This window comes from Comamonas sp. JUb58 (assembly GCF_004364775.1).
GTDB lineage: Bacteria > Pseudomonadota > Gammaproteobacteria > Burkholderiales > Burkholderiaceae_C > Comamonas.
In genome coordinates this window covers 1-23,628 of sequence record NZ_SOAL01000003.1, presented here as the reverse complement: position 1 = coordinate 23,628, position 23,628 = coordinate 1, and the positions used below count along the sequence as shown (strand labels likewise).

Below are 23,628 nucleotides of genomic sequence, written 5' to 3'. Positions count from 1 at the left end.
TGTCGGAAGCTGTCTTGGCTGCTTTCAGGTCGTGGCGCCCAGGTCGGGCACATCCAGACTGCGCATGAACTGTTCAAGAATGATGCAGGCCGAGGCCGCATCGGCATCGCGCGCGCCGTTAGCCAGCGCTTCGGTGGTGCTGTAGCGCTCGTCCACCTCAAACACCAGCAGGCCAAAGCGGCCGCGCAGCTGGCGCGCAAAACGCAGCGCCAGTGTGGTGTTCTCGTGGGCGGCACCATCGGGGTGGTAGGGAATGCCAACCACCAGAGCATCAGGCTGCCACTGGCCGATCAGGCTCTCCATCGGGGTAAAGCGGGCCTTGCCTTCGGCGTTGATCGTCGGCAGCGGCCGGGCCGTGCCCAGCATGCGGGTGCCAAAGGCAGCACCGGTGCGCTTCATGCCAAAGTCAAAGGCGATAAAGCTTTGCATGCGCGCCGCTTCTGCCAGCAAGGGCTTGGTGGCCGCGTCCGTCATGCGCGGCCTGCGGCGGCCGACAGCGCCCAGGGTTGTACGCCCAGCAGGGCCAGCGCGGTGTTGTAGCGGTCGGCCACGGGCGTGTCAAAAATCACGCCGGCATCGGCATGCACCGTCAGCCAGGCGTTTTCGGTGATCTCGGATTCCAGTTGGCCTTCGCCCCAGGTCGAATAGCCCAGCGACACCAGCACCCGGTGCGGGCCGGCGCCGGTGGACAGCGCTTCGAGCACATCGCGCGAGGTGGTCATCTCCAGCCCGCCGGGAATGGTTAAGGTGGCTGAGTACGCCGATTCATCAGCAGCCCCCGACTCAATCACGATCCGGTCGTGCAACACAAAGCCGCGCTCGGTGTGCACTGGGCCGCCCTGGAACACGGGTTCGAGCTCCAGGTCTTCGCGGCGCAGCGGCAGATCGACCTTGTCAAACAGCTTGCCCATCGTGATGTCCGAGGGCTTGTTGATGATGATGCCCAGCGCGCCTTTTTCGCTGTGCTCACACACATAGACCACGCTGCGGCCAAACATTTCGTCTTGCATGCCAGGCATCGCAATCAGAAAGTGGTGGGTGAGGTTCATGGTCCCGGAAGTGTCAGTCTCAGCGCTCATGGGAACCATTGTACGGGCAGCCCGCCGCCCTTTTGTCTGCACGGCCCTCTGTAAGGCCCTGGCGGTGTGCATAAAAAAAGGGCTGCCCGCAGGCAGCCCTTTTGGCGGGAGTCATCCACCCGATCAGTGCAGCGGGCCGGCGTCGGCCGCCTTGATCTCGTCGTCCAGCACGCACTGGCGTACCAGCGAGAGCAGCACTTCGTCGGCATAGGGCTTGCCCAGGTAGTGGTCCACACCCAGGCTGGCCGCGTGCTCGCGGTGCTTGTCGGCAATGCGCGAGGTGATCATCACCACCGGCAGGTCCTTCATCGCCGCATCGGCACGGATCTCGCGCACCAGCTCGAAGCCGTCCATGCGTGGCATCTCGATGTCCGAGAGCACCATGACCGGGCGCTCTTCGCGCAAACGGTCCAGCGCCTGCAGGCCATCGGCGGCCAGTGCCACACGGTAGCCTTCGCGCTGCAGCAAACGCTGGGTCACGCGGCGCACGGTGATGGAGTCGTCGACCACCAACACCAATGGCGTCTGCACCACTTGCTCGGCCAGTTCGCGCACCGGCGCCTTGGCCACCTCGGGGCGCACGGCCGCCTGGGCAATGCGCTCGGCGATCTGATCGCCATACACGGTGTACAAAGCCACTGGGTTGTAGATCAGCACAATCGCACCGGATGCCAGTACCGACATGCCTGCCAGGCCTGGCAAACGCGCCAGCTGCGGGCCCAGGTTCTTGACCACCACTTCCTGGTTGCCCAGCACTTCATCGACGTGGACCGCCACGCGCTTGGTGGCAGAGCGCAGAATCACGACCGCACTGGTCTTCTCCGGCTCCTCATTGCTGCGCAGGTTGCCCTGCAGCAGCGCGCCGGCAAAGTAGAACGGCAGCTCTTGCTCGTTGTCGGTGTAGATGTTGTTGGTGTGGGCCTGCTCGATCAGTGCCTTGGGCACGCGTCGCACATACTCCACCAGGTTGGCCGGCACGCCAAACTTGATATCACCAGCACGCATCATCACCACCTGGGTGACGGCGGTGGTCAGCGGCATCACCATCTGGAAGCGCGTGCCCTTGCCGGTCTCCGACGTGGTCACGATGTGGCCACCCAGCGACTGGATCTCGGTCCGCACCACGTCCATGCCGATACCCCGGCCCGACAGCTCAGACACTTCGGAAGCGGTGGAGAAGCCGGGCGCAAAAATCAGCTGTGCAGCCTTGTCCACATCCAGCGACTCGTCGGCCGTGATCAGGCCCGACTGCATCGCCTTGCGGCGAATCGCGTCGAGTTGCAGGCCCGCGCCATCGTCGTGGATGGACACGGCGATATCGTTGCCTTCCTGGCGCACATCGATGGCGATGATGCCTACCGGCTGCTTGCCCTGGGCCTTGCGCTCGTCGGGCGTTTCGATACCGTGGGCCACACTGTTGCGCAGCAAGTGTTCGAACGCCGGGGTCACCCGGTCCAGCACGCCACGGTCGATCTCGATCGAGGCGCCGGTGATGTCCAGCTTGACCTGCTTGCCCAGCTCCTTGGAGATCTGGCGCACGATGGCATAGAGACGCTCGGAGATGGAGTCGAACTCCACCATGCGCGTGCGCAGCAGGTCGCGCTGCAACTCACGGGCCTGGCGGCCCTGGGCAATCAAGTCATCTTCCGCACCTTCGGCGGTACGCTGCAGATTGCGCTGCACCGTACCCACGTCGTTGACCGATTCGGCCATCATGCGGGTGAGTTCCTGCACGCGGGTGAAGCGGTCGAACTCCAGCGGATCAAATCCCGATTCCGAATCCTTGGCCAGCGCCATGCGCGACTGCATCTGCGACTCGGCCTGCATTTCCACATCGCGCAGCAAGGTGCGCAAGCGCTCCAGGTTGCTCGACATGTCCTTGATGGACGAGCGGATGTTGCTCAGGCGCATGTCCAGACGCGAGCGGGCAATCAGCACCTCGCCCGCCTCGTTGACCAGGCGGTCGAGCAGCTGCGAGCGCACACGCACCGACTGGCCGGCAGCGGCACGCACCGGCGCCATGCGCAGCATCAGCGGCTTGTGCTGTACGCCGGCGCCTGCGTCGGCCGCATCAGCCGCTTGCGCAGCCTGGTCGGCACCGGCGCTTTCCTGCGCGGCTGGCGTGCTGGCGGCCACTTCGGCCACCACTTCGCCCATTTCGGTGGCGGCAGGCACTTGCTGGGGCAAGGCACCTTGTGCCAGCACCTGGTTGCCGCGCTCTTGCAGACCGACAAACTCGTGCTGCAGGCCGTCGTAGCGCGCCAGCAGGATGTCGATGTCCTGGCCGGTCAGGTTTTCCGTGCCGATGTCCTCGACCTCGGATTCCATGCGGTGCGACATTTCGCCCAGGCGCATTGCGCCCGCCAGCCGTGCACTGCCCTTGAGGGTGTGCAGATGGCGCAGCACTTCGCCGCGCGGCGGCAGGTACTGCGGGTCGGCCGACCACTCGCGCAAAGCCCCACCCAGCTTGGGCAGCAGCTCCTGCGCTTCTTCTTCGAAGATCAGGAACAGGTCGGGGTCAATGACGTCGACCACTTCGATCGCATCGTCGTTGCGCAGCTCCAGCACATCAGGCAGGGCTGCCGCCGACACCACGGCCGCAGGCGCAAAGGTGCGAACGGGCTCGATGGCGGCAGATGCCTGCGGATGCTCTTCTTCATGCAGCGCGGCCAGGCCCGAAGGCTCGGCATCGAACTCGGCATAGCCATAGGGCGGGTGCAGCTGCGAGTTGATTTCCTGGTTGGCAATGTCGACCAGGTCCTGCACGACGATCTCGCTGGCAGGCTTGACAAAGCCGGCCGCCAGTTGGTGCAGCAGCTTGCGGATCTCCGAGCCCGCGGCCTGGCAGGTATTGAGCCAGGCGACTTCCGGGTTGGAGAAGTTGTGGATGTGCGAGAGCGCATGCTCCAGCGAGCGCGCCAGCTCGGACAGCGAGTTGAAACCCACGGTGGACGAGCTGCCGGCCAGCGAATGGGCGTAGGCAATCGCATCTTCGGGGAAGTTGCGGTTGGGCGCCTGGGCCCAGGCATACAACACCTTCTCCAGGTTGTGCGACCAGTTCTCAGCTTCGGTCAGGTAGACATTGAACAGCGCCGTGCTCACGCCCAGCACATTGGCTACATCGGCAGGCTCTTCTGCCGCTGCCTCTGCTTCGGCCACAGCGGGTGCCGGGGCCACGGCTGCGATATCCTCGGCCAGTTCTTCCACCGGGGCTTCTGGCGGTACCGGCACTTCTTGCGCGGCAGCTACCTCGGCCGGCGCTTCCAGTTCCACGGCGGCAGCAGCTTCCACGGCAGGCTCAGGCGCCTGCTCTACGGCAGGGGCCAGCAGCTCGTTCAGGCTTTCTGCCGAGACTTGGTCCTGTGGAATTTCAGGCACTGCAAGGTCTGCAATCTCCAGGATCTCGACGGCCTCGGTCGTCGCCTCGGGCAGCACCAGGTCATCGGGCACCAGCAGCAAGCTTTGGGGCTCGGCCACCGGCTCTTGCGGCAGCGCTTCGAGCTCGGGCAGCATGGTGTCTGCAAACTCGATCGTGTCGAAAGCGGTGGTGGCGGGTGGCACGGCTGCGGCAGGCGCGTCCGTCAGGTCCAGCGATGGCAGCTCCAGCGGCAAGCGGGTTGGAACGGGCTCCAGCTTGGCAGCCTCTTCCTCGCCGACAAACTCCAGGCCGGCATCCATCGACACAAATTCCAGTGCGCTGTCATGCGGCTGCAGGGCCTCGGGGGTCTGTGCTTCGGCGCTCTTGGCCTCGGCACTGGCCATGGCCTGAGCAAACTCGGAGAAGTCCACTTCCTCGGCGCTTTCGGGCGCCATGGACAGCGGCACCAGGCCCGAAGGCGTGGTGAGCGCAGGCTCGGGCTCCAGCGCAGCAGGCGGGTCCAGCTCCAGATCGATACCGTCGAGCGGCCAGACCAGCGCGGGCGCTTCCTCGGCGGGGGCCACGGGCGCGGGGGCTTCTTCTTCCACCGGCAGTTCCAGCTCCGCCAGCGCCTCGGCGGCTTCCACCGCGTCGGGGGCTTCGGCGTCCAGCGCCATCTGCTGCGTGTCCTGTGGCCATTCCTCGGCCACGGGCGCTTGGCCGGGCTCGGCAGGCACCACCAGCGGCAAATGCACACCATCGATGCGCATGGCATCGGCCGAGATACGGAAGATCTCCGGGTTCCAGGTGGACTGGCGCTGCGCGCCAATGTCCTCAGCCCAGCGGCCAAAGCCGGTCAGCGCTTCCGCGCTCAGTGCCAGCAGCGGTGCATTGGCCGGCTTGTGTTCGGCCAACCAGCTGTTGAGCACCTGCTCCATCGACCAGGCCGCGTCGCCGTATTGCACCAGCCCAACCATGCGGGAGCTGCCCTTGAGCGTGTGGAAGGCGCGGCGCAAGGTCGTCAGCGCCTCGGCGTCGTCCGCATTGCGGCGCAGCGATTGCAGCGCCTGGCCGCCGGTCTGCACGACCGACTGGGCTTCTTCCAAAAAGATTTCCAGCAGTTCCTGGTCCAGCGATTCCTCGGAGGCCTCGGGCTGTGCCGGGGCTGCCGCCACGGCTGCGGGCGCTGGGGCAGAAGCCTGAACCGGCGCTGGAGCGGGCGCAAAGAACTGCAGATCGGGTGCGAGCACCGCAGGCGCCTTGGGCGCCGGGGCAGGGCTGGCATCGAACAGCGGTGCCGGGATGGTCGGCGCAAAGTAGACGGAATCGTCTTCCGGCTCTTCGGGCTCGGCAGGCGCCGCCACCGGCGCTGCTGCGACCGGCGCAGGTGCCACATCGCCCGCCTTTTGCGTGCCCATCACAATGCGCAGCTCGCCGCTGGTCGCATCAAACACAAAGAGCTTGCGCGCCAGGGTGCGCTGGTAGCCCAGCATGTCGAGCAGGAAGCCCAGGGCGCCCAGGCTGTTGCCCAGCTTTTCAAAAACGACAGGCTTGTCTTCGTCGCTCACCTGGCCGGCAGCCAGTTGGTCCACCACGGTGCGCAGGTGCTGCGTGGCAGCCACAGCCTGGTCCAGGCCCAGCACCGACAGCACGCCGCGCATCTGCGACAGCGAACCGGTGACCGAGCCCAGCATCGACACATCTTCCGGGTTGCGGAAATACTGGTCCAGGTGCTTTTCTGCCTCGGCCAGCGTGGAGTGGAGTTCATCCACCACACTGCCCATGGTCTGGTGGTCGCTGACGCGGCGGTACAGCTCTTCCACCCAGGTCTCCAGCGGCTCGGGCGGCTGGTCGGCCAGCACATGGTCCAGGCGCTGCGCCAGGCGGTCGGCACGCTCGCGCATCAGCGCGGGCTTGACGTCCAGCGATTCCAGATTGGCCTGCAGGTACAGCACGGCGGTGGCCACTTCCATGGCCATCGGGGTCGAGGGCGGGTTGCCGGTGGTCACCAGGCGCTCGGTCACACGGCCCAGCGCCGCGCCCAGCTCATCGGCACCAATGTGCAGCTTGTGCAGGGATTCGCGGATCAGGTGGAACTGGTCGGCCACCGGCTTGATCTTGTAGCGGTCGCCATCGGCCAGCGAGGACCACAGCTCGGCAGCTGACTCCAGGCGCTTGCGCGCTTGTGCGAGCACGGCCGGGTCATACTGGCCAAAGCGTTCCTGGCCGTAGTTGACGCCTTGCAGCGCCTCCGTCTGCAGGCTGACGCGCACCGCTTGCAGCACCGCCGCCTTGGCCTCATCCGGGCCCTGGGCAACGGCACAGAAGAAATTCAGCTCATGCTGCAGGCCCTGGTCCACATCGCTGCCACCCTTGGCATGCGCTGCGAACTGCATGATGACCCGCGACGCCGAGCGCTTCACATAGAGGTCGGGGTCGAGCAACTTGTACGCCAGCGCGTCAAAGAAGCCTGCGGCCACCTTCCAGAACAGTTTCAGAGGTTTTTGCGTCTGGCCCTGGGCGAGGCCCAGGCAGACTGCGGTCAAATCCTGCGCGGCACGGCTGTCGGCAGATTTGATGATCTGCAGCATGTCCGAGTCCAGGCGCTCACGGGCGCTGCGGTCCAGCGGCAGTGCAGCGACGGCCGGGGTCAGCGGCTCCTGCTGCGCCTGGTCGCCATGCCACAGGTCGGCAGGGTGGACGCGCTCCACCCCGGTGAAAGCCTGCATTTCCTTGTACTGTGGAAACAGCGCCACAAAGGAGACGTTGCGGCCCTTGAGCACATGGCTCAGGTACTCCAGCAGCGCAAACGAGGTCTTCTCCATCAGTGCGACCGATTTCTCAGTGCACAGATGGGGCTTGGCCGCAAAGCGCTGCGCAGCCTCTTCCATCAAACCAACCAGCTCAGCGGCCTGATCCACACCCACCATCTGCAAGGCACCCTTGACCTGGTGCAGGTACTGCTTGGCCACCCGGATACCGGTGGTATCGATCGCCTCCAGATCCGATGCCTTGGCCGCTTCCACATCCCGGCTGTACCGAAGCAATGCCTTGACCGTGGATTCCAGTGACCGGCGCACCTCGTCATTGATCCACGCCAATGGCCCGAGATCCCTCTCTTCTGTTGGCTGCGCGTTTTCCGCTTTATTTTCGATAGCTATAGACATGCAACAGTCCCCGATTGCGGGTCAAAATTAAACAGCAGGCATGGGTCAGGCAATCTTGAACCGAGACACCGACTGGCGCAGCTCCTCGGCCATTTGCGACAGCTCACGCACCTGCTGCGCCGTGGTACGGGTACCATCACTGGTCTGCTCCGTCACCGCAAAAATATGCTGGATATTCTCCGCCACATCGTTGGCCTGAACCGCTTCGTCGGAAGCAGAACGGGAAATCTGTTGAATCAGATCCGCCAGCTCACGCGAAACGCGGTCAATTTCGTTCAGTGCAGTACCGGCGCTGTCTGACAGACGGGCCCCTTCCACCACACCCTGGGTCGAACGTTCCATAGCGGCCACCGCATCCTGGGTGTCGGTCTGAATCGCTTTCACCAGCACCGAGATCTGGCGTGTTGCGTCGGCGGAACGTTCCGCCAGGCGCTGCACTTCTTCCGCCACCACCGAGAAGCCGCGACCGGCTTCACCAGCCGATGCAGCCTGAATGGCCGCGTTCAATGCCAGCACGTTGGTCTGTTCGGTAATGTCCGAGATCAGGTCGGTAATTTCACCAATCTCCTGCGAGGACTCACCCAGGCGCTTGATACGCTTGGAGGTGTCCTGGATCTGGTCACGGATGGAGTTCATACCACCGATCGCGTTTTCCACCGCGTGCAGACCGGTCTCGGCAGCCATCAGCGATTTACGCGCCACCGAAGCCGATTCCTGCGCCTGCGAGGACACGAGGTTAATACGGGTCGCCATGTCCAGAATGGACTTGCCGGTTTCGCGAATCTCGCGCAGTTGCTCGGTCGAGGCGGCCAGCAGTTCGGTCGAGGTGGAGTCCACCGTCGACGTGGTCTGCGCCACGCGGGTCGCCGTGTTCTGCACGCTGCCCACCAGCATGCGCAGCTCTTCCACCGTGTAGTTCACCGAGTCGGCAATGGCGCCGGTGATGTCTTCGGTCACGGTCGCTTCCTGCGTCAGGTCACCTTCAGCGACGGACTGCAGTTCGTTCATCAAACGCAAAATAGCGGCCTGGTTGGCATCGTTGAGGCGCTTGGCCTCCTGCTCCTGGCGGCTTGCCTCTTGTTGCAGCGATTCAGCAGAGCGGCGGCGGTTCAAGCTGTCTGCCAGCTGCAGACGCACCAGACCCCAGACACCCAGGCCCACCAGCAAGGCGGCCAGCACAATGCCCACCAGGTACAGCCAGACGCGGTCCGACCAGCTGTTCAGGTCAGCCTGCAGCACTTCCAGGCCTTTGCGCAGCGGATCGCTGGCGGACTGGATCGAGACTTCAGCCTCACGGGCTTCCGAGATGCCCTTCAGGTTGCTCAGCACCGAGGAGCCGTCCTTCAAGGTGATGTCGTACTGGGCGGACAGCTCCAGCAGCTTGTCACGCACGGCGCCGTCACGGGCGGGGCTCAGGCGCAGCTCGGCGCTGCCGTTGAGCAGACCGGCGACGATTTCCTTGAAGGTGTTCAAGTCCTTGCCCAGCAGGAACACCGCTTCGGCGTTCGCACCCGAGGCGCTTTGGAAGTCGTTGGCAGACTTACCGATACGCTGGGTCAGCATGGCCAGCTGGCTGGCGGCGGCAATTTCGGCAGTCGGTGCGGCTTGTTGCAGCTTCAGGCTCACCACCGCCTCGCTCAGCTCGAGCAGGGTCTGGGTGTTGCGGTGAATAGCCTGCAAGTCCTTGTTCATCGCGACCAGCGAGGCTTTTTGCTTCACCACGGCATCGCTCTTGCTTGCAGTGCGGTCCGAGGCTTCCACCAGCGGTGCCAGCACTTCGGCGTAGGAGCTGCCCAGCGACCTGATGGCGGGGTCGTCCGAGCCCGCGTTCAGACCGTCGATGTTCTTCTTCAGGATCGACGAGGCTTCTGCCACTTCAGCAAAGGCCTGTTCATTACCGTTGACGGCCTGGCCCACCGATTTGGCCAGACGTTGGGACTGGGTCAGTGCCTGACCAGTCGCGGCCAGCTGGCCGCCCGTGGTGCGCGACTGCAGAATCGCCCACACCGCCAGGCCAAAGAACACCACCAGACCCACGACCACGATGGACAGCAATGTCTTCTGGTGCTTGGCAGCAGTGGCGGCGCCCAGTACGGGCAGGGTCACCAGGTCTTCGCTGGCGGTATCGCCTTCGACCAACTGGGCCATGTAATCGTCCGACGCAGCCACGCCGGAGGCGCTTGCCGCGCTCTTGGAGGAAGACACGCCGTCGCCGGTCGAGCCTTCGGAGAGCATCACCTGGTCACCATCTGGGAAGATGCTGACACCTGGGTCTGCCACGTCTTCTTTGCGTTTGAATAGTTTGTTGAACATACAAATACCGAAAGGGATGAAGCCGCGGAAGCCCCGCACTAAACCGTGATATCGAGAAAATCGGGCGCATTGGCCAGCAGTTGCAGGTTGAGTTCCTGCCACTGCTCGCCACTGGCGGATGTGTAGAGCGCACCAAAAAATTCCGGCGCATCGGCCGGCTTGTCCTTGGATTGCGAGAAATCATTGCTGCCGCGCAAGCCTTCGAGCTGCTCGACAAACACTGCGGCATTGACGCCCATCATGGGATTGAGCGCGACGACCGAGGCCCCGGCAAACACCTGCTCACTGCGCGAGACGGGCAGGCCCAACATGCGGGCCAAGTCCACCACCGTCAACAAAATACCCCGGATGCTGGTCACGCCAAGCATCCAGGGTTTGGTGTAGGGTACAGGCTCCACCCCGCTCCAGCCCAGCACTTCGCCGGACTGGCTCAAAGGCAGCAGAAAGTTCTTGCCACTGATCTTGACCGCCAACCACGAGGCACCAACCGCTGTCTGGTTGCGTGCCTGGCTCAGACGGTCGGCCAGACGGGTTTGCAGCTCTCGCAAGTCTTCGCGCTGTGCCATGCCTTATCCCAGTGCCTCGATCTTGGCCTTGAGTTCGGCCGGATCCACCGGTTTGGTCACATAACCCTTGGCACCTTGGCGCATGCCCCAGACCCGGTCGGTTTCCTGGTTCTTGCTGGTGCACATGATGATCGGGATATCCGCATATTCCGGGCTGCGGGTGATCAGACGGGTCAGCTGAAAGCCGTTTTGTCCGGGCATCACCACGTCCATCAGAATCAGGTCAGGGCGGTCTTCGGACAGACGCGACAGCGCTTCATCCGCATTTTGCGCAGTGCGCACCACCATACCTTGGCGAACAAGCAGATCACTCAAAAACATCAATTCAGTTTTTGAGTCATCAACGATGAGAACTTTTTGAATGGGCACGACCCCTCCTTAACGCTCGGCGACAAAACGTCCGACGGTTTCCAGTAATTGATCTTTGGTAAATGGCTTGGTGAGGTAGTCTTCACACCCCACCATTCGTCCCCGGGCCTTGTCAAAAACGCCGTCCTTGGACGACAACATGACCACGGGTGTGGATGCAAAAGCATCATTGCGCTTGACGATGGCGCAGGTTTGGTAGCCGTCCAGTTTTGGCATCAGGATGTCGCAAAACACCATGTCCGGCTTGAAATCGTTGATTTTGGAGAGGGCGTCGAAGCCGTCTTCGGCAAGCAGCACTTCGTAGCCGCCCTGCTTCAGAAAAATCTCAGCACTTCTGCGAATGGTATTGCTATCGTCAACCACCAATACCTTGAAGTTGTCTGCGGAAACTGTCACCGGCCACCCTCCTCATTGCATGTCATGAAATGTGAATGCACGCGGCAGCCAAGGCTGACATAGCCCCTCCCACCCGTTTGCATTGAACACATGCGCCTTATGGCAATTTTTCTTTCGACGAATCCGCATGTGCTGGAGGTGCATTTTGCACCACAGCGCGTACACTGCATCCGTCGTCCCTGCTCCTAATTTTGAAAAGCTTACAGAGGCTTTACATAGAATGCAACGATTGTAGCTTTTCAACACAGATTTAACGGTGATTCCCGCATCAATGTGCCCTATCTCGTTGACCTATGACATCCTCCTTGACAAACCAGCCAGAATCCAGCCCGAGTGAGAGCACGTTGGCCGCCACCATCGATACCGCCAGTATCCTGTGCATCAACGCCAATGACCCCAGTGGCGCAGGCGGCACCAATGCCGATGCGCTGGCGGTGGCCTCCATGGGCGGCCACCCTTGCACCGTGGTCACCGGCGCCCTGATCCGCGACACGCTCGACACCATCGACTTTTATGCGCTGTCAGATGATGCAGTTCAACAACAGGCGCAGACCGTATTGCAGGATATTCCTATCCGCGCGATCAAATTGGGCTTTCTCGGCTCGATCGAAAATGTACGAGTGTGTGCAGAAGTAACCAACGACTACCCGGAAGTACCGGTGGTGGCCTATGTGGCCGGCATGGCCTGGTGGGACAGCGAACTGATCGACGACTACCTGGATGCCTACCAGGAGCTGCTGCTGCCCCAGGTGACCGTGCTGGTCGGCGCCTATGGCCTGCTGTGGCGCTGGCTGCTGCCTGACCGCACCTCCGAACACCGCCCCAGCCCGCGCGACCTGGCCAAGGCTGCGGCCGATCATGGCGTGCCCTTTGTGCTGGTGACCGGCATCCCCACCCACGACCAGCATGTGGAAAACGTGCTGGCCTCGGCCGACACCATCTATGGCAGCGGCGAGTTCGAGCTGTTCGAGACCGAGTACATCGGCGCGGGCGACACCTTGAGCGCTGCGCTCACCGCCTTGCTGGCCACCGAGGTGCCCCTGAGCGACGCGACCGCCGAAGCGATGACCTACCTGGACAAATGCCTGGAAGGCGGCCTGCGCCCCGGCATGGGCAAGACCATCCCCGACCGGCTTTTCTGGGTGCATGCCGATGACGAAGACGCCGATGAAGACGGCAGCGACGATGAGGATGAGAGCGACGCGCTCCACACCCGCCCGCTCTAAGAACCTGTTCAAAGTCTCCTCGCGCCGCGACAGTGTCTTTGCGAGATGGGATGCGAGGCGCAGTGCGCAGCCAATAGCCAGCTATTGGCAAGCGCTGCAACGACGCAGACCGCTCGCAAAGCCACTGTCCCTACGGGTTGGAGTGAAATCGGGCGATTTCTGCGCGCTGGCCCTTGCTTGCACCCCGGTGCAAGCTGCGGACCAGCCCTTCGAACTCATCCCGATTGCACTCCAACGCGGCTGCGTAGAGACTTTGAACAGGTTCTAAGATCCGCTTAGAACCGCTTCAAAGCCTGCACATTCCAGTGCAGTGAATACCGGATTGACAGCCCCAAGCCGCCGCTTGGCCGACAATCCAAGGCCAGTGTAGATGTGAGCCCTTATGACGATTGATAAAAACGCCCAGTTGTTTGAACGCGCCCGCCAGGTGATCCCCGGTGGCGTGAACTCGCCCGTGCGGGCCTTCAATGCGGTAGGCGGCACGCCGGCCTTCATCGCCCGCGCCCAGGGCGCGCACCTGTTTGATGCCAATGACAAACAGTATGTGGACTACATCGGCTCCTGGGGCCCGATGATTCTAGGCCATGGTCACCCACAGGTGCTGAGCGCCGTGCAGGCTGCGCTGCTCGAAGGTTTCTCCTTCGGTGCCCCGACCGAGCGCGAGATCGCGCTGTCCGAAGCCATCCTGAAGCTCATGCCCTCGATGGACATGGTGCGCCTGGTCAGCTCCGGCACCGAAGCGGGCATGAGCGCCATTCGCCTGGCGCGCGGTTTTACCGGCCGCAACAAGATCATCAAGTTCAACGGCTGCTACCACGGCCATGCCGATGCACTGCTGGTCAAGGCCGGCTCGGGCCTGGCGACCTTTGGCGCCTCGTCCTCGGCCGGTGTGCCCGACCATGTGGTGCAGGACACCATCGTTCTGGAATACAACGACATCGGCCAGCTTGAAGAGGCCTTTTCCAAGTACGACGGCCAGATCGCCTGCGTGATCATGGAGCCGATTGCCGGCAACATGAACTTTGTGCGCGCCAGCACCGCCTTTACCCGCCGCATCAGCGAACTGACCAAGGAACATGGCGCCCTGCTGATCTACGACGAGGTGATGACCGGTTTCCGCGTCGCCCTGGGCAGCGCGCAAAGCCTGTATGCGCAGCAGATCCCCGGCTTCAAGCCCGACATCACCGTGCTGGGCAAGGTGATCGGCGGCGGCATGCCGATGGCCGCCTTTGGCGCGCGCCGCGAGATCATGGAAAAGCTTTCGCCACTGGGCCCGGTCTACCAGGCCGGCACCCTGTCGGGCAACCCGATTGCGACGGCCTGCGGTCTGCAGACCCTGGCCCTGATCAGCCAGCCCGGCTTCCATGATGCGCTGCATGCCAAGACCGGCCAGCTGATGGCCGGCCTCAAGGCCGAGGCCGATGCCGCTGGCGTGCCATTCAGCGTGGACCACCAGGGCGGCCTGTTCGGCTTCTTCCTGCTGCCCGAGCTGCCCAGCCACTACGAGGCGGTGATGCAGAGCGACAAGCCGCTGTTCAACAAGTTCTTCCACGGCATGCTCGCGCGCGGCCACTACTTTGCGCCTGCACTGTACGAGGCCGGCTTTGTCAGCAGCGCGCACAGCGATGCCGACATCCAGTCCACCATCGAAGCGGCCCGCGAAGTCTTCAAGACCTTGTAAGCCACTCTCCCGCCTCTGCCTGCCCTTCTGGCGGGCATAAAAAAACCTCGGCATGCCGAGGTTTTTTTGTGGTCTGTCGCAGGCGATCAGTCGTCGCTGCCACCCAGTTGCATGATCAGACGCAGCACATACCAGAACAGCAGCGCCACCGATGCGAACAGGTGCAGGGCCGCGCCAGCGGGGCGGTCTGCGGGGTAGTGGCGCATGATCTGCGAGGTGTCATACAACACGCAAGCGCCGGCAAACAGCACCATCGCGCCGGAGAACCAGATGCCCAGCTTGAAGCCGAACACGACGCCGGCCAGGATGATACCGATGGCCACGAGGCCACCGATCTTCAAGAAGCCGCCCAGGAAGGAGAAGTCCTTCTTGCTGGTGAAGGCCGTGAACGTCAGGCCGGCCACCAATGCCAGGGTGGCAACCGATGCCGCCTGGATGGAGCCTGGGGCAATGATGCTGGCCATGGCCAGCATCGGGGCGAAGATCAGTGATTCGGCGAACACAAAACCGCCCAGCGCCAGGTACTGCACGCCGGTGCTTTCCGAATTGTCAGCCGCGTTGGTAGCGAGCCAGCCCACCACCATGAAGGCGCCCATCACCGCGAGCCAGCCCCACTTGCTGACGCCCAGCATCTTGAGCATCGCAAACGATGCGCCGCTGGCATAGAGGCCAAACGACAGCACGGCAAAAGCCAAGATGGCTACGGCCAGATGGCTGTAGGCCGCCTTGATGAATTGACCACGGCTGTTGGCCTCGGTCAGGCCACCGCCGTGGCCGGCGTATTCGGGAAAGTTCATGCATCCTCCTTCAGGTCTATGTCGGAGCAGTATCGCAGATTTGCTTTACAAAGCATGGCCTTTCCAGACCCTGTCTACGGGCATTGCCGCCGGACACAAAAAAGCCCGCAGTAGATGCGGGCTCCAGAGCATCGGTACAGCAGGCCATCAGGGCGGGCTGGCGGCCGGGGTCTTGGCGGGGCTGAGCGCCATCAGCCAGCCGGCCATCAGCTCGGCCTGCTCCTGCGTGATCTGTGGGTGGCGCGGCATCACGATGCGGCCCCATTCGCCCACGCTGCCTTCGCGGATCTTGCCGGCCAGATAGGGCACGGCATCGTCACGGCCGGCATAGCGCTTGGCGATGTTGCGAAAGCCTGGGCCGACTACGTCGAGCTCCATGGTGTGGCAGCGCATGCAGTCGCTGCTGCGGGTGACCAGGTCACGGCCCTTTTGCAGCTGCGGGCTGGCTTCGATCAGGCGGTCGGCCGCCGTCACCTCGGGCTTGGGCCGGATGATGAGCCGCCCGATATTGAACATGCCCAGGCCCACCACCAGGGCAAAGGCCACGATCAACACACCGAGCCAGCGCGAGCGGCGCGGGGTGTCATTGTCGGGATCGGTGCTGGGTTGCGGGTCTGGGTGCTGCGAATCGCTCATGCTGGAATCGGCCCGGGGGCCAACGCTGAAAACGGGCCGGCGAACGCGCAGGTTCGCGGCCCTGGGTGAAAAGCGGCAGCGCCCTGGCAGGCGCCGCCTCTGCCATCAATGGCGGAAGTGGCGCACGCCGGTGAACACCATGGCCACGCCGCGCTCGTTGGCGGCATCGATCACTTCCTGGTCGCGCATCGAGCCACCGGGCTGGGCCACGCAGGTGGCACCGGCATCGACCACCACATCCAGGCCGTCACGGAAGGGGAAGAAGGCATCCGACGCCACAACGGTGTTCTGCAGCGACAGCTTGGCCGCCTCTGCCTTGATCGACGCGATACGGGCCGAATCCAGACGCGACATCTGGCCAGCGCCCACGCCCATGGTCATGCCGTTCTTGCAGAACACGATGGCATTGGACTTGACGAACTTGGCCACCTTCCAGGCAAACAGCAGGTCTTGCAGTTCTTCCTGGGTGGGCTGCTTGACGGTCACGATCTTCAGATCTGCCAGCTGCAGCTCATGGTTGTCGGCCGATTGCAGCAGGATGCCCGAGCCCACGCGCTTGGATTCAATGGCGTTGCGGCCCTGCTCCCAGTCGCTGTTGCCGCCAGCGGGCAGTGCAATCTTCATCAGGCGCACATTGACCTTGGACTTGAAGATCTCCAGCGCTTCAGCGCTGAACTCAGGGGCCATCAGCACTTCGACGAACTGCTTGGACACAGCCTCGGCCGCTGCCTTGTCCACCGCGCGGTTGAAGGCGATGATGCCGCCAAAAGCGCTGGTCGGATCGGTCTGGAAGGCCTTGGAGTAGGCTTCAAACGCATCGGCACCCACGGCCACGCCGCAAGGGTTGGCATGCTTGACGATCACGCAGGCCGGCACCTCGAAGCTCTTGACGCATTCCCAGGCGGCATCGGCATCGGCGATATTGTTGTAGCTCAATTCCTTACCTTGCAGCTGCACGCCCGTGGCCAGAGAGCCGGGTGCGGGGTACAGATCGCGGTACCAGGCGGCTTGCTGGTGGCTGTTTTCGCCATAGCGCAGGTCCTGGATCTTGATGAACTGGCTGTTGCTCTGGCCGGGGAAGGCAGCGCGCTCGGGCACGTATTCTTCGGACAGTTTTTCGTCTTCGAACGTGACCGAAGACAGGTAGTTGCTGATCGCGCCGTCGTACTGGCTGATGCGGTTGAATGCGGCCACCGACAGGGCAAAGCGCAGCTTGTGGGACAGCTTGCCGCCGGCCTTCAGCTCGGCGAGCACGGCGTCGTACTGGTCGGCGGCGGTGATCACGCCCACATCCTTCCAGTTCTTGGCAGCGGAGCGCACCATCGCCGGGCCGCCAATGTCGATGTTCTCGATGGCATCGGCCAGGGTGCAACCGGCCTTGGCCACGGTCGCTTCAAAGGGGTAGAGGTTCACCACCAGCAGGTCGATGGTCTCAATGCCGTGTTCCTTCAGTGCAGCCATGTGCTCGGGCAGATCGCGACGGGCCAGCAGGCCGCCATGCACCATGGGGTGCAGGGTTTTGACGCGGCCGTCGAGCATCTCGGGGAAGCGGGTGACCTCGGCCACCTCGGTCACGGGCAGGCCCTTATCGGCCAGCAGCTTGGCGGTGCCGCCGGTGGACAGCAACTGCACGCCCAGCGCATGCAGGGCTTGGGCGAACTCGACAATACCGGTTTTGTCGGAAACGGAAATCAGGGCTTTCATGTCAATCACTTCAAGAATGGAAACAGGCTTGTGCCGCATGCGCAGCGGGCGCAAGCAGCACTGAAATCAGGGCGCGGGTCAGAGCATCTTGTGCTCGACCAGCTTCTTGCGCAGTGTGTTGCGGTTCAGGCCCAGCCACTCGGCGGCCCGTGACTGGTTGTTGTCGGCGTGGTTCATCACCACCTCCAGCATGGGGCGCTCCACCATGCGCACCACCATCTCGTACACGCGGTCCGGCACCTCGCCTTCCAGATCCTGAAAATAGGTCTGCAGGCTGTCCCGCACGGACTGCTCAATCGTCGTCTTACTCATACAAAGTCATCACTCATTGTTGTTGCTTGGGCCATCGCACTCCCGCTGGCCTCTGGTGCTGGTGCCATGCCAGGCAGCCGGTCCATCTGTTGCCCGAGGGCCAACAGGTAATCGGCTACGGCCTGCCATTGCGCCGCACTGTTTTCAATCACATTCATCTCGCGCCTGAACGCATCGCCCCCCGGCAGATCGCGCACATACCAGGCAATGTGCTTGCGCGCCGAGCGCACACCCGTGCTCTCGCCGTACAGCGCATAGTGGTCTTGCAGGTGCTCCAGCAAATGGCGGCGCAACTCGGCCACCAAGGGTGGCGCCAGCAGCTCGCCGGTCTGCAGAAAATGCACGATCTCGCGAAAAATCCAGGGGCGGCCCTGGGCCGCCCGTCCCACCATCACCGCGTCCGCACCGGTAAAGGCCAGCACATCGCGTGCCTTGGCCGGGCTGGTGATGTCGCCATTGGCGACCACCGGCACCGACACCGCCTGCTTGACGGCACGGATCGTGTCGTACTCGGCCAGGCCCCGGTAGCCCTGCTCGCGCGTGCGGCCATGCACGGTGAGCATCTGGATGCCCGCCTGCTCGAACTGGCGCGCCAGCTGCACGGCATTCTTGTGGTCATCGCTCCAGCCGGTGCGCATCTTGAGGGTCACCGGCACGCCATGGGGGGCGGCTGCCTCCACCACGGCAGCGGCAATCTCGACGGCCAGCGGCTCGTTCTGCATCAGCGCCGAGCCGGCCCATTTGTTGCAGACCTTCTTGGCCGGGCAACCCATGTTGATGTCGATGATCTGCGCGCCGCGCTCAATGTTGTAGACCGCTGCCTCAGCCATCATCGGCGCTTCGGTGCCGGCGATCTGCACGGAGATCGGGCCGGGCTCGCCCGCATGGTTGGCGCGGCGGCTGGTCTTGAGGCTGTCCCACAGGTCCTTGCGGCTGGTCACCATCTCGCTGACCGCATACCCCGCCCCCAGCGCCTTGCACAGCTGGCGAAAAGGCCTGTCCGTCACGCCCGCCATGGGCGCCACAAACACGTTGTTGGCCAGAGTATAGGGACCGATGTGGACGGACATGGAATGCAAAAAGCGAGCACTTCGCCACCGAAGTGCTGGTTGTTGTGGTGAGGGGAAGGGGCAGATTGTACTGCTTAAAAAAGTAGCAAACATCCAATCTACCCGCTTGACATCTGGGAATGCCCAAAAAATGGGCGATGGTGCGCCCGCTGGTCAGGCCCCAACAACGCGCTGGGCGGCCGCAGTGGGCGCTCAGGCCAGGCCACCGCAAGGGCCTGTCAGCATGGCATTTTTCGGCCTCTTGGCTGACACGGCAGCGGCCCGCAGCGCCGCTGGCGGGCAGGCCCCAGCCGCTACACTGGCAGCCATGGAAGCTTGGATTCAACAGTTGCTGACATGGCTGGCCCTGCCGCAGTTCGGGCTCAGTACGGTCTTTATCGTGGCCCTGATCTCGGCCACCTTGCTGCCGCTGGGCTCCGAGCCCGCTGTGGCCGGCTTGCTACACCTCAACCCCGATCTGTTCTGGCAGGCCATCTTGGTGGCTACCGCCGGCAATACCCTGGGCGGCGCCATCAGCTGGTGGACCGGCGCGCTGGCCCGCACCGCCTGGTACAAGGCTCGCAGCCTGCGCCATGTGGGCCTGGACCCCGCCGACCCCAGCCAGCCCCCTGCACCACCCAACAAGCAAAGCCGCCACCAGCGCATGGCCCGCATCTGGCTGCGCAAGTTTGGCGCCAAGGCCTGCCTGCTCAGCTGGCTGCCCATCGTTGGCGATCCGCTCTGCGCCGTGGCAGGCTGGCTGCGCCTGCCGTTCTGGCCTTGCGTGTTTTATATGGCCGTGGGCAAGTTTTTGCGCTACCTGGTGATGACGGCCACGATTTTGCATTTCTGGCCGTCTTAAAGACGCGGTTCTCAACACGGCCTAATCCACCCGCAAGCCCAGCTGCTGCGCCACGGCGGCATAGCGGTCGATGTCGCTGTTGATCACCCGCCCAAACTCGGCCGCACTTTGCTGCACCGGCGTGTAGCCCTGGTCGTGCAACCACTGCTGCATCGCGGGCTCGGCCAGGATCTGCGCGAACACGCCATGCATGCGCTGCACCACCGCATCGCTGGTGGCGGCAGGTGCCAGCAGCCCATGCCACTGCTCCACGCTGAAACCGGCTGCACCCTGCTCGGCCACGGTGGCAACCTGCGGCCACTGCGCCAGGCGCTGGGGCGCGGTGATGGCAATGGCGCGCACGCGGCCGGCCTCGATCAGCGGCGCCGCGCTACTGGCGGTGACCATGCCCATGGCAACCTGGCCGGCGGCCACGGCGGTGATGGCTGGCCCGCAGCCCTTGTAGGGCACATGCTGCAAATGCAGCTGCGCGGCCTGGGCCAGCATCTCGCCGGCCATATGCTGGGGCGTGCCATTGCCGCAAGAGGCAAAGGGTTGCTGCAGCCGCTGCGCAGAGGCGCGCACATCGGCCAGGCTATGCAACTCGCTGGCCTGCGGCACCACCAGCACCGAGGCGATGGTGCCCACATTGAACACGGCCTTAAAGTCCTGGCGTGGATCAAAATCCAGCTGGCGATAGACGGCGGGGTTGATCGCGAAGGAGCTGTTCACCATCAACCAGCTGCTGCCGTCGCCGGCGGCCTCTGCCACATGGCGCGCGCCAATATTGCCGCTGGCACCGGGGCGGTTTTCCACCACCACGGTCTGGCCCGTGCGCTGCTGCAAGGCGGCGCCCAGTTTGCGCGCCAGCAAATCGGTACCACCGCCGGGCGGAAAGGTCACCACGATGGTGATGGGCTTGTCAAAGCGGGCTGCCGCCATGCTGCTGCTACCCAGCCACAGGCCGGCAGCCATGCAGGCCGCCGTGGCGGCCGCCAACCACCACCAGGAAAAACGTGGGAGAACATGGGGCATCACAGGCCTCCTTCCAAGTTATGCAGATTGCTCAGTGGGTAAGGGGCCGGCTCAGGCATCCAGGCCAATGTCCAGCACCTTGGCGCTGTGCGTGAGCCAGCCCACTGCAATCTGGTCCACCCCGGTGGCGGCCACTTGCGGCGCGGTCTCGGGCGTGATGCGGCCCGATGCCTCGGTCACCGCCTTGCCCCGGCACATGGCCACTGCCGTGCGCAGGGTCTCCAGGTCCATGTTGTCCAGCAGCACCACATCCACCCCCAGCTGCAATGCCGCATCAAGCTGCGCGAGCGTGTCCACCTCGAGCTCGATCTTGACCATATGGCCCACGCCAGCCCGGGCACGGCCCACGGCGGTGGCCACATCGCCGGCCAGTGCAATATGGTTGTCCTTGATCAGCACGGCATCGTCCAACCCAAAGCGGTGGTTGCTGCCGCCGCCCACACGCACGGCATACTTTTGCAGCGCGCGCAGGCCCGGCATGGTCTTGCGTGTGCAGGTCACCCGCGTGCCATAGGGCTGGATGGCCTGGGCGATCGAGTAGGTGGCGCTGGCCACGCCGCTCAGGTGGCAGAGGTAGTTCAGCGCCGTGCGCTCCGCCGTCAAGATCGCCCGGCTCTTGCCGTGGATGCGGGCGATCTCCATGCCCGGCGCCAGCACCGTGCCATCGCCGCAGAGCGGCTCAAACACCAGGCCGCTGTCCAGCAGATGAAAGGCCAGCCGCGCCAGATCCAGCCCCGCCAGCACGCCCGCTTGCCGCGCCACCAGGCGCAGGCTGTCCCTGGCGTCAGCCGGCACGATGGTGTCGGTCGTCAGGTCACCGGCGCGGCCCAGGTCTTCCAGCAGGGCCATGCGCACCAGCGGCTCCAGCATCACATCGGGCAGAGGAGGAACCGGCAGCGCAGCAGTTTGAGTAATGCTCATTTTGAGTATTTAAAGGGTAAAAAAGAGGCGCGCCAGCCTTGTAGCAGTCGCACACGTATTTATGCTAAATATGAGTATAAATATTGTCAAGGCCTGGCGCTGAAGGCATGTCGCCTCCGTTGCCACTTCAAAAACGGATCAGGACGATCAGCCGCGCGCCAAGGGCAGCTTGTTGCCCGCAATGGCGCGTTCCACCAGCACATTGCGGCGAAAGCGAAACAACTTGGCGGGGCGGCCTGCGCCCTGGCTGCTGATCTCGCCGGTCTCTTCCACCAGCGCCTGTTGCTCGATCAGGCGGCGAAAGTTCTGCTTGTGCAGGCTGCGCCCGGCCAGCGCTTCCACGGTCTGCTGCAGTTGCAGCAGCGAGAAACTGTCGGCCATCAGCTCAAACACAACAGGGCGGTACTTGATCTTGGCCCGCAGCCGCGCCATGCCGGTGGCCAGAATGCGGCGGTGGTCATTGCGCATCGCCGTACCCAGCAAGGTCTGGCCTTGGGGTGCGCGCATGCCATCGCGCCAGGCTTCTGCGACCAGGCCCGCTTCAAACAGCAGCTCATAGCGCTGCAGCACCAGCTCTTCGTTCCAATCGCTGCCCTCCAGGCCGAAAGTCACACAGGCCCGTTCCCAGCGCGCGCCGGCCGCCGCCTTGCCCGTGGCCTGCGCAGCCCAGGCCTGCAAGGCAGGCGCAATGCGCTGTTCCAGGATCGCTGGCGCGCCACTGCGCCAGTCCTCCCAGGGGAAATAGCGGTACCAGTCCTGCCAGCCCGGCTGGGCCTGGCCAGCATCGTCCAGCTCGCGCGTCAAGGCCAGGTAGCTGATGGAGATGGCGCGCATGCCCAGCTCCTGCGAGCGGTCGCCATCGGCAAAGGTGTAGAGCTGCTCGACAAAGCCCAGCGGGTGGTGGGTCTGCGTCCCCACCCAAGCCCGCAAGCTAGCCTGCAGCGAGCGGTGGTTAGCAGTAAAAGGCCCCGCTGGCAGGGTCTCGCCCGCTTGCGTGGTCAGGATGCGCGGCTGCCCAGCCGTCACCGCCACCAGCACCGCCACCAGATCGGCCTGCACCGAATGCTGCTCGCGCTCAGCGGCGCTCGGCGCAAAGGGCGCATCCGCAGCTGTGGTTTTTGTGATGGCGGCAGGTGGGGTCACCAAATGGGGGCTTTCAAGGATCAATGGACAGGACTGCGCTTACAGCGACCGCCAACGGGGCCGCTGTCTGGCAAGCAGCGGCTATCTTATAACGGCTTGCCACGCTGCTCTGCCATCCCGCTGCCACATGCGCATGAGCGCAATGCCCATGAAAAAACCCGCTGACAAAGCAGCGGGCTCCTGGGGTTCGCCAGCACGCAGCGAATGCGCGCAGGCAGTGTCGTCGCCGAAACGGTCAGACGTTAAACAAGAAATGGCATCGTAGGATGTTGATTTAACTGATGTAGGTTACTGATCTTCTACTGCAGTGCCCCCTACTATGCCCCCAAAATCATATGATGGTCCTATAAAGCCAATTCTTGGGGCGGGAGTAGAGCTTCATCCTATCAAAGTTCTGTCTCCAAGACATCGTAGGGCAGTCTCAGCATGACTGCATACGGCTGTGAATTCAACTGGTCAATGCAACACAATATCTGCCTAAGGCTGAAGGAGTGTTTGTATGAAGCAAAGACCGCGGATTTACTACACCGAAGCTCAGAAAGCGCTGATGTGGGATCGCTGGAAAGCAGGCGATACCTTGCACGAGATCGGCAAGCTCTTTGACCGGCCGCACACATCGATCCACACCATCCTAAGTGCAACGGGCGGCATTCGCCCGCCGTCCAGGCATCGATCTCGTTTAGCGTTAACGATGTCTGAGAGAGAAGAGATCTCCCGAGCATTGGCTGCTGGCGAATCGATTCGCTGCATCGCCAGGCGCTTGCGGCGAGCTGCCTCCACCATCAGTCGCGAGCTGCTACGCAATGACGGCAGGACTTGCTATCGAGCGGCTAAGGCCGATGCTGTAGCCTGGGAGCGTGCTCTTCGCCCCAAGGCATGCAAATTGGCACGTAACCCTGCACTGGCTCAGATCGTGGCAGTTAAATTGCAAGGTCTGTGGTCACCCGAACAAATAGCGGGATGGCTCAAGCGAACCTATCCGGGGCAAAAGGAGTTGCAGGTGTCTCATGAAGCCATCTACCGCACGCTATTCGT

The 23,628-nt window shown here is 63.4% G+C and carries 19 protein-coding genes; 4 read left to right on the top strand and 15 right to left on the bottom strand.

Annotation, left to right across the window (positions count from 1 at the left end):
* Positions 1 to 24: 24 nt before the first annotated feature.
* The 7 genes from ruvX to EDF71_RS03595 all read right to left on the bottom strand — a co-directional run bounded on the left by ruvX (position 25) and on the right by EDF71_RS03595 (position 11,248).
* On the bottom strand, positions 25 to 474 hold the full coding sequence (gene ruvX, locus EDF71_RS03625; protein WP_133855279.1) for a Holliday junction resolvase RuvX: 450 nt from the start codon (positions 472 to 474) through the stop codon (positions 25 to 27).
* Entirely contained in the window at positions 471 to 1,079 is a 609-nt protein-coding gene (locus EDF71_RS03620) for a YqgE/AlgH family protein (RefSeq protein ID WP_133855278.1), read from the bottom strand. The genes ruvX and EDF71_RS03620 overlap by 4 nt, the downstream gene beginning before the upstream one ends.
* 123 nt (positions 1,080 to 1,202) lie before the next feature.
* On the bottom strand, positions 1,203 to 7,517 hold the full coding sequence (locus EDF71_RS03615; RefSeq protein WP_243854161.1) for an Hpt domain-containing protein: 6,315 nt from the start codon (positions 7,515 to 7,517) through the stop codon (positions 1,203 to 1,205).
* A gap of 132 nt (positions 7,518 to 7,649) precedes the next feature.
* Entirely contained in the window at positions 7,650 to 9,917 is a 2,268-nt protein-coding gene (locus tag EDF71_RS03610) for a methyl-accepting chemotaxis protein (protein ID WP_243854160.1), read from the bottom strand.
* Positions 9,918 to 9,955: 38 nt separating this feature from the next.
* Entirely contained in the window at positions 9,956 to 10,483 is a 528-nt protein-coding gene (locus tag EDF71_RS03605; protein WP_133855276.1) for a chemotaxis protein CheW, read from the bottom strand.
* 3 nt (positions 10,484 to 10,486) lie between these two features.
* The gene (locus EDF71_RS03600) at positions 10,487 to 10,852 is read right to left on the bottom strand and encodes a response regulator (protein ID WP_133855275.1); all 366 of its coding nucleotides are present in this window, start codon (positions 10,850 to 10,852) and stop codon (positions 10,487 to 10,489) included.
* Between the two features lie 9 nt (positions 10,853 to 10,861).
* Complete coding sequence (locus EDF71_RS03595) at positions 10,862 to 11,248, bottom strand: response regulator (RefSeq protein ID WP_021027286.1); 387 nt, start codon at positions 11,246 to 11,248, stop codon at positions 10,862 to 10,864.
* Positions 11,249 to 11,592: 344 nt separating this feature from the next.
* On the opposite strand from EDF71_RS03595, the gene EDF71_RS03590 reads away from it, so the two are divergent.
* Positions 11,593 to 12,474, top strand: a complete 882-nt coding sequence (locus tag EDF71_RS03590; protein ID WP_243854159.1) for a bifunctional hydroxymethylpyrimidine kinase/phosphomethylpyrimidine kinase — start codon at positions 11,593 to 11,595, stop codon at positions 12,472 to 12,474.
* A gap of 382 nt (positions 12,475 to 12,856) precedes the next feature.
* Positions 12,857 to 14,155 (top strand): glutamate-1-semialdehyde 2,1-aminomutase, encoded by a 1,299-nt coding sequence (gene hemL, locus EDF71_RS03585; protein WP_133855273.1) that lies wholly within the window; start codon positions 12,857 to 12,859, stop codon positions 14,153 to 14,155.
* An 86-nt stretch (positions 14,156 to 14,241) separates the two neighbouring features.
* Here the strand turns inward: hemL and EDF71_RS03580 are convergent, their stop codons facing one another.
* The 5 genes from EDF71_RS03580 to dusB form a co-directional block, all read right to left on the bottom strand.
* Positions 14,242 to 14,952 (bottom strand): Bax inhibitor-1 family protein, encoded by a 711-nt coding sequence (locus tag EDF71_RS03580; RefSeq protein WP_133855272.1) that lies wholly within the window; start codon positions 14,950 to 14,952, stop codon positions 14,242 to 14,244.
* A gap of 147 nt (positions 14,953 to 15,099) precedes the next feature.
* Complete coding sequence (locus tag EDF71_RS03575) at positions 15,100 to 15,588, bottom strand: c-type cytochrome (RefSeq protein ID WP_133855271.1); 489 nt, start codon at positions 15,586 to 15,588, stop codon at positions 15,100 to 15,102.
* A gap of 105 nt (positions 15,589 to 15,693) precedes the next feature.
* Positions 15,694 to 17,292: a bifunctional phosphoribosylaminoimidazolecarboxamide formyltransferase/IMP cyclohydrolase gene (gene purH / locus EDF71_RS03570; RefSeq protein ID WP_133855270.1), complete on the bottom strand. Its 1,599-nt coding sequence runs from the start codon at positions 17,290 to 17,292 to the stop codon at positions 15,694 to 15,696.
* A 78-nt stretch (positions 17,293 to 17,370) separates the two neighbouring features.
* Positions 17,371 to 17,604, bottom strand: coding sequence for a Fis family transcriptional regulator (locus EDF71_RS03565; protein WP_021027292.1), 234 nt, complete (start codon positions 17,602 to 17,604; stop codon positions 17,371 to 17,373).
* Positions 17,601 to 18,674, bottom strand: coding sequence for a tRNA dihydrouridine synthase DusB (dusB, locus tag EDF71_RS03560; protein WP_133855269.1), 1,074 nt, complete (start codon positions 18,672 to 18,674; stop codon positions 17,601 to 17,603). The genes EDF71_RS03565 and dusB overlap by 4 nt, the downstream gene beginning before the upstream one ends.
* 307 nt (positions 18,675 to 18,981) lie before the next feature.
* Here dusB and EDF71_RS03555 point away from each other — a divergent pair, with 307 nt between their 5' ends.
* Complete coding sequence (locus EDF71_RS03555; RefSeq protein ID WP_208300991.1) at positions 18,982 to 19,515, top strand: YqaA family protein; 534 nt, start codon at positions 18,982 to 18,984, stop codon at positions 19,513 to 19,515.
* A gap of 21 nt (positions 19,516 to 19,536) precedes the next feature.
* Here the strand turns inward: EDF71_RS03555 and EDF71_RS03550 are convergent, their stop codons facing one another.
* From EDF71_RS03550 to EDF71_RS03540, 3 genes are all read right to left on the bottom strand, one after another.
* Positions 19,537 to 20,469 (bottom strand): tripartite tricarboxylate transporter substrate binding protein, encoded by a 933-nt coding sequence (locus EDF71_RS03550; RefSeq protein ID WP_243854179.1) that lies wholly within the window; start codon positions 20,467 to 20,469, stop codon positions 19,537 to 19,539.
* 111 nt (positions 20,470 to 20,580) lie between these two features.
* Complete coding sequence (gene nadC, locus EDF71_RS03545; protein WP_133855267.1) at positions 20,581 to 21,450, bottom strand: carboxylating nicotinate-nucleotide diphosphorylase; 870 nt, start codon at positions 21,448 to 21,450, stop codon at positions 20,581 to 20,583.
* Between the two features lie 147 nt (positions 21,451 to 21,597).
* On the bottom strand, positions 21,598 to 22,509 hold the full coding sequence (locus EDF71_RS03540; RefSeq protein ID WP_243854178.1) for a hypothetical protein: 912 nt from the start codon (positions 22,507 to 22,509) through the stop codon (positions 21,598 to 21,600).
* Between the two features lie 583 nt (positions 22,510 to 23,092).
* Between EDF71_RS03540 and EDF71_RS03535 the strand changes: the two genes are divergently transcribed.
* Positions 23,093 to 23,628: helix-turn-helix domain-containing protein (locus EDF71_RS03535; RefSeq protein WP_133855266.1), on the top strand; the 536-nt coding region annotated here is incomplete at its 3' end.

Coding starts and splice junctions, on each gene's coding strand:
- EDF71_RS03605 (WP_133855276.1), bottom strand. CDS start 10,483: ATGGCACAGCGCGAAGACTTGCGAGAGCTGCAAACCCGTCTGGCCGAC.
- EDF71_RS03575 (WP_133855271.1), bottom strand. CDS start 15,588: ATGAGCGATTCGCAGCACCCAGACCCGCAACCCAGCACCGATCCCGAC.
- EDF71_RS03620 (WP_133855278.1), bottom strand. CDS start 1,079: ATGAGCGCTGAGACTGACACTTCCGGGACCATGAACCTCACCCACCAC.
- EDF71_RS03550 (WP_243854179.1), bottom strand. CDS start 20,469: ATGGCTGCCGGCCTGTGGCTGGGTAGCAGCAGCATGGCGGCAGCCCGC.
- EDF71_RS03610 (WP_243854160.1), bottom strand. CDS start 9,917: ATGTTCAACAAACTATTCAAACGCAAAGAAGACGTGGCAGACCCAGGT.
- dusB (WP_133855269.1), bottom strand. CDS start 18,674: ATGTCCGTCCACATCGGTCCCTATACTCTGGCCAACAACGTGTTTGTG.
- nadC (WP_133855267.1), bottom strand. CDS start 21,450: ATGAGCATTACTCAAACTGCTGCGCTGCCGGTTCCTCCTCTGCCCGAT.
- EDF71_RS03565 (WP_021027292.1), bottom strand. CDS start 17,604: ATGAGTAAGACGACGATTGAGCAGTCCGTGCGGGACAGCCTGCAGACC.
- EDF71_RS03580 (WP_133855272.1), bottom strand. CDS start 14,952: ATGAACTTTCCCGAATACGCCGGCCACGGCGGTGGCCTGACCGAGGCC.
- hemL (WP_133855273.1), top strand. CDS start 12,857: ATGACGATTGATAAAAACGCCCAGTTGTTTGAACGCGCCCGCCAGGTG.
- purH (WP_133855270.1), bottom strand. CDS start 17,292: ATGAAAGCCCTGATTTCCGTTTCCGACAAAACCGGTATTGTCGAGTTC.
- ruvX (WP_133855279.1), bottom strand. CDS start 474: ATGACGGACGCGGCCACCAAGCCCTTGCTGGCAGAAGCGGCGCGCATG.
- EDF71_RS03555 (WP_208300991.1), top strand. CDS start 18,982: ATGGAAGCTTGGATTCAACAGTTGCTGACATGGCTGGCCCTGCCGCAG.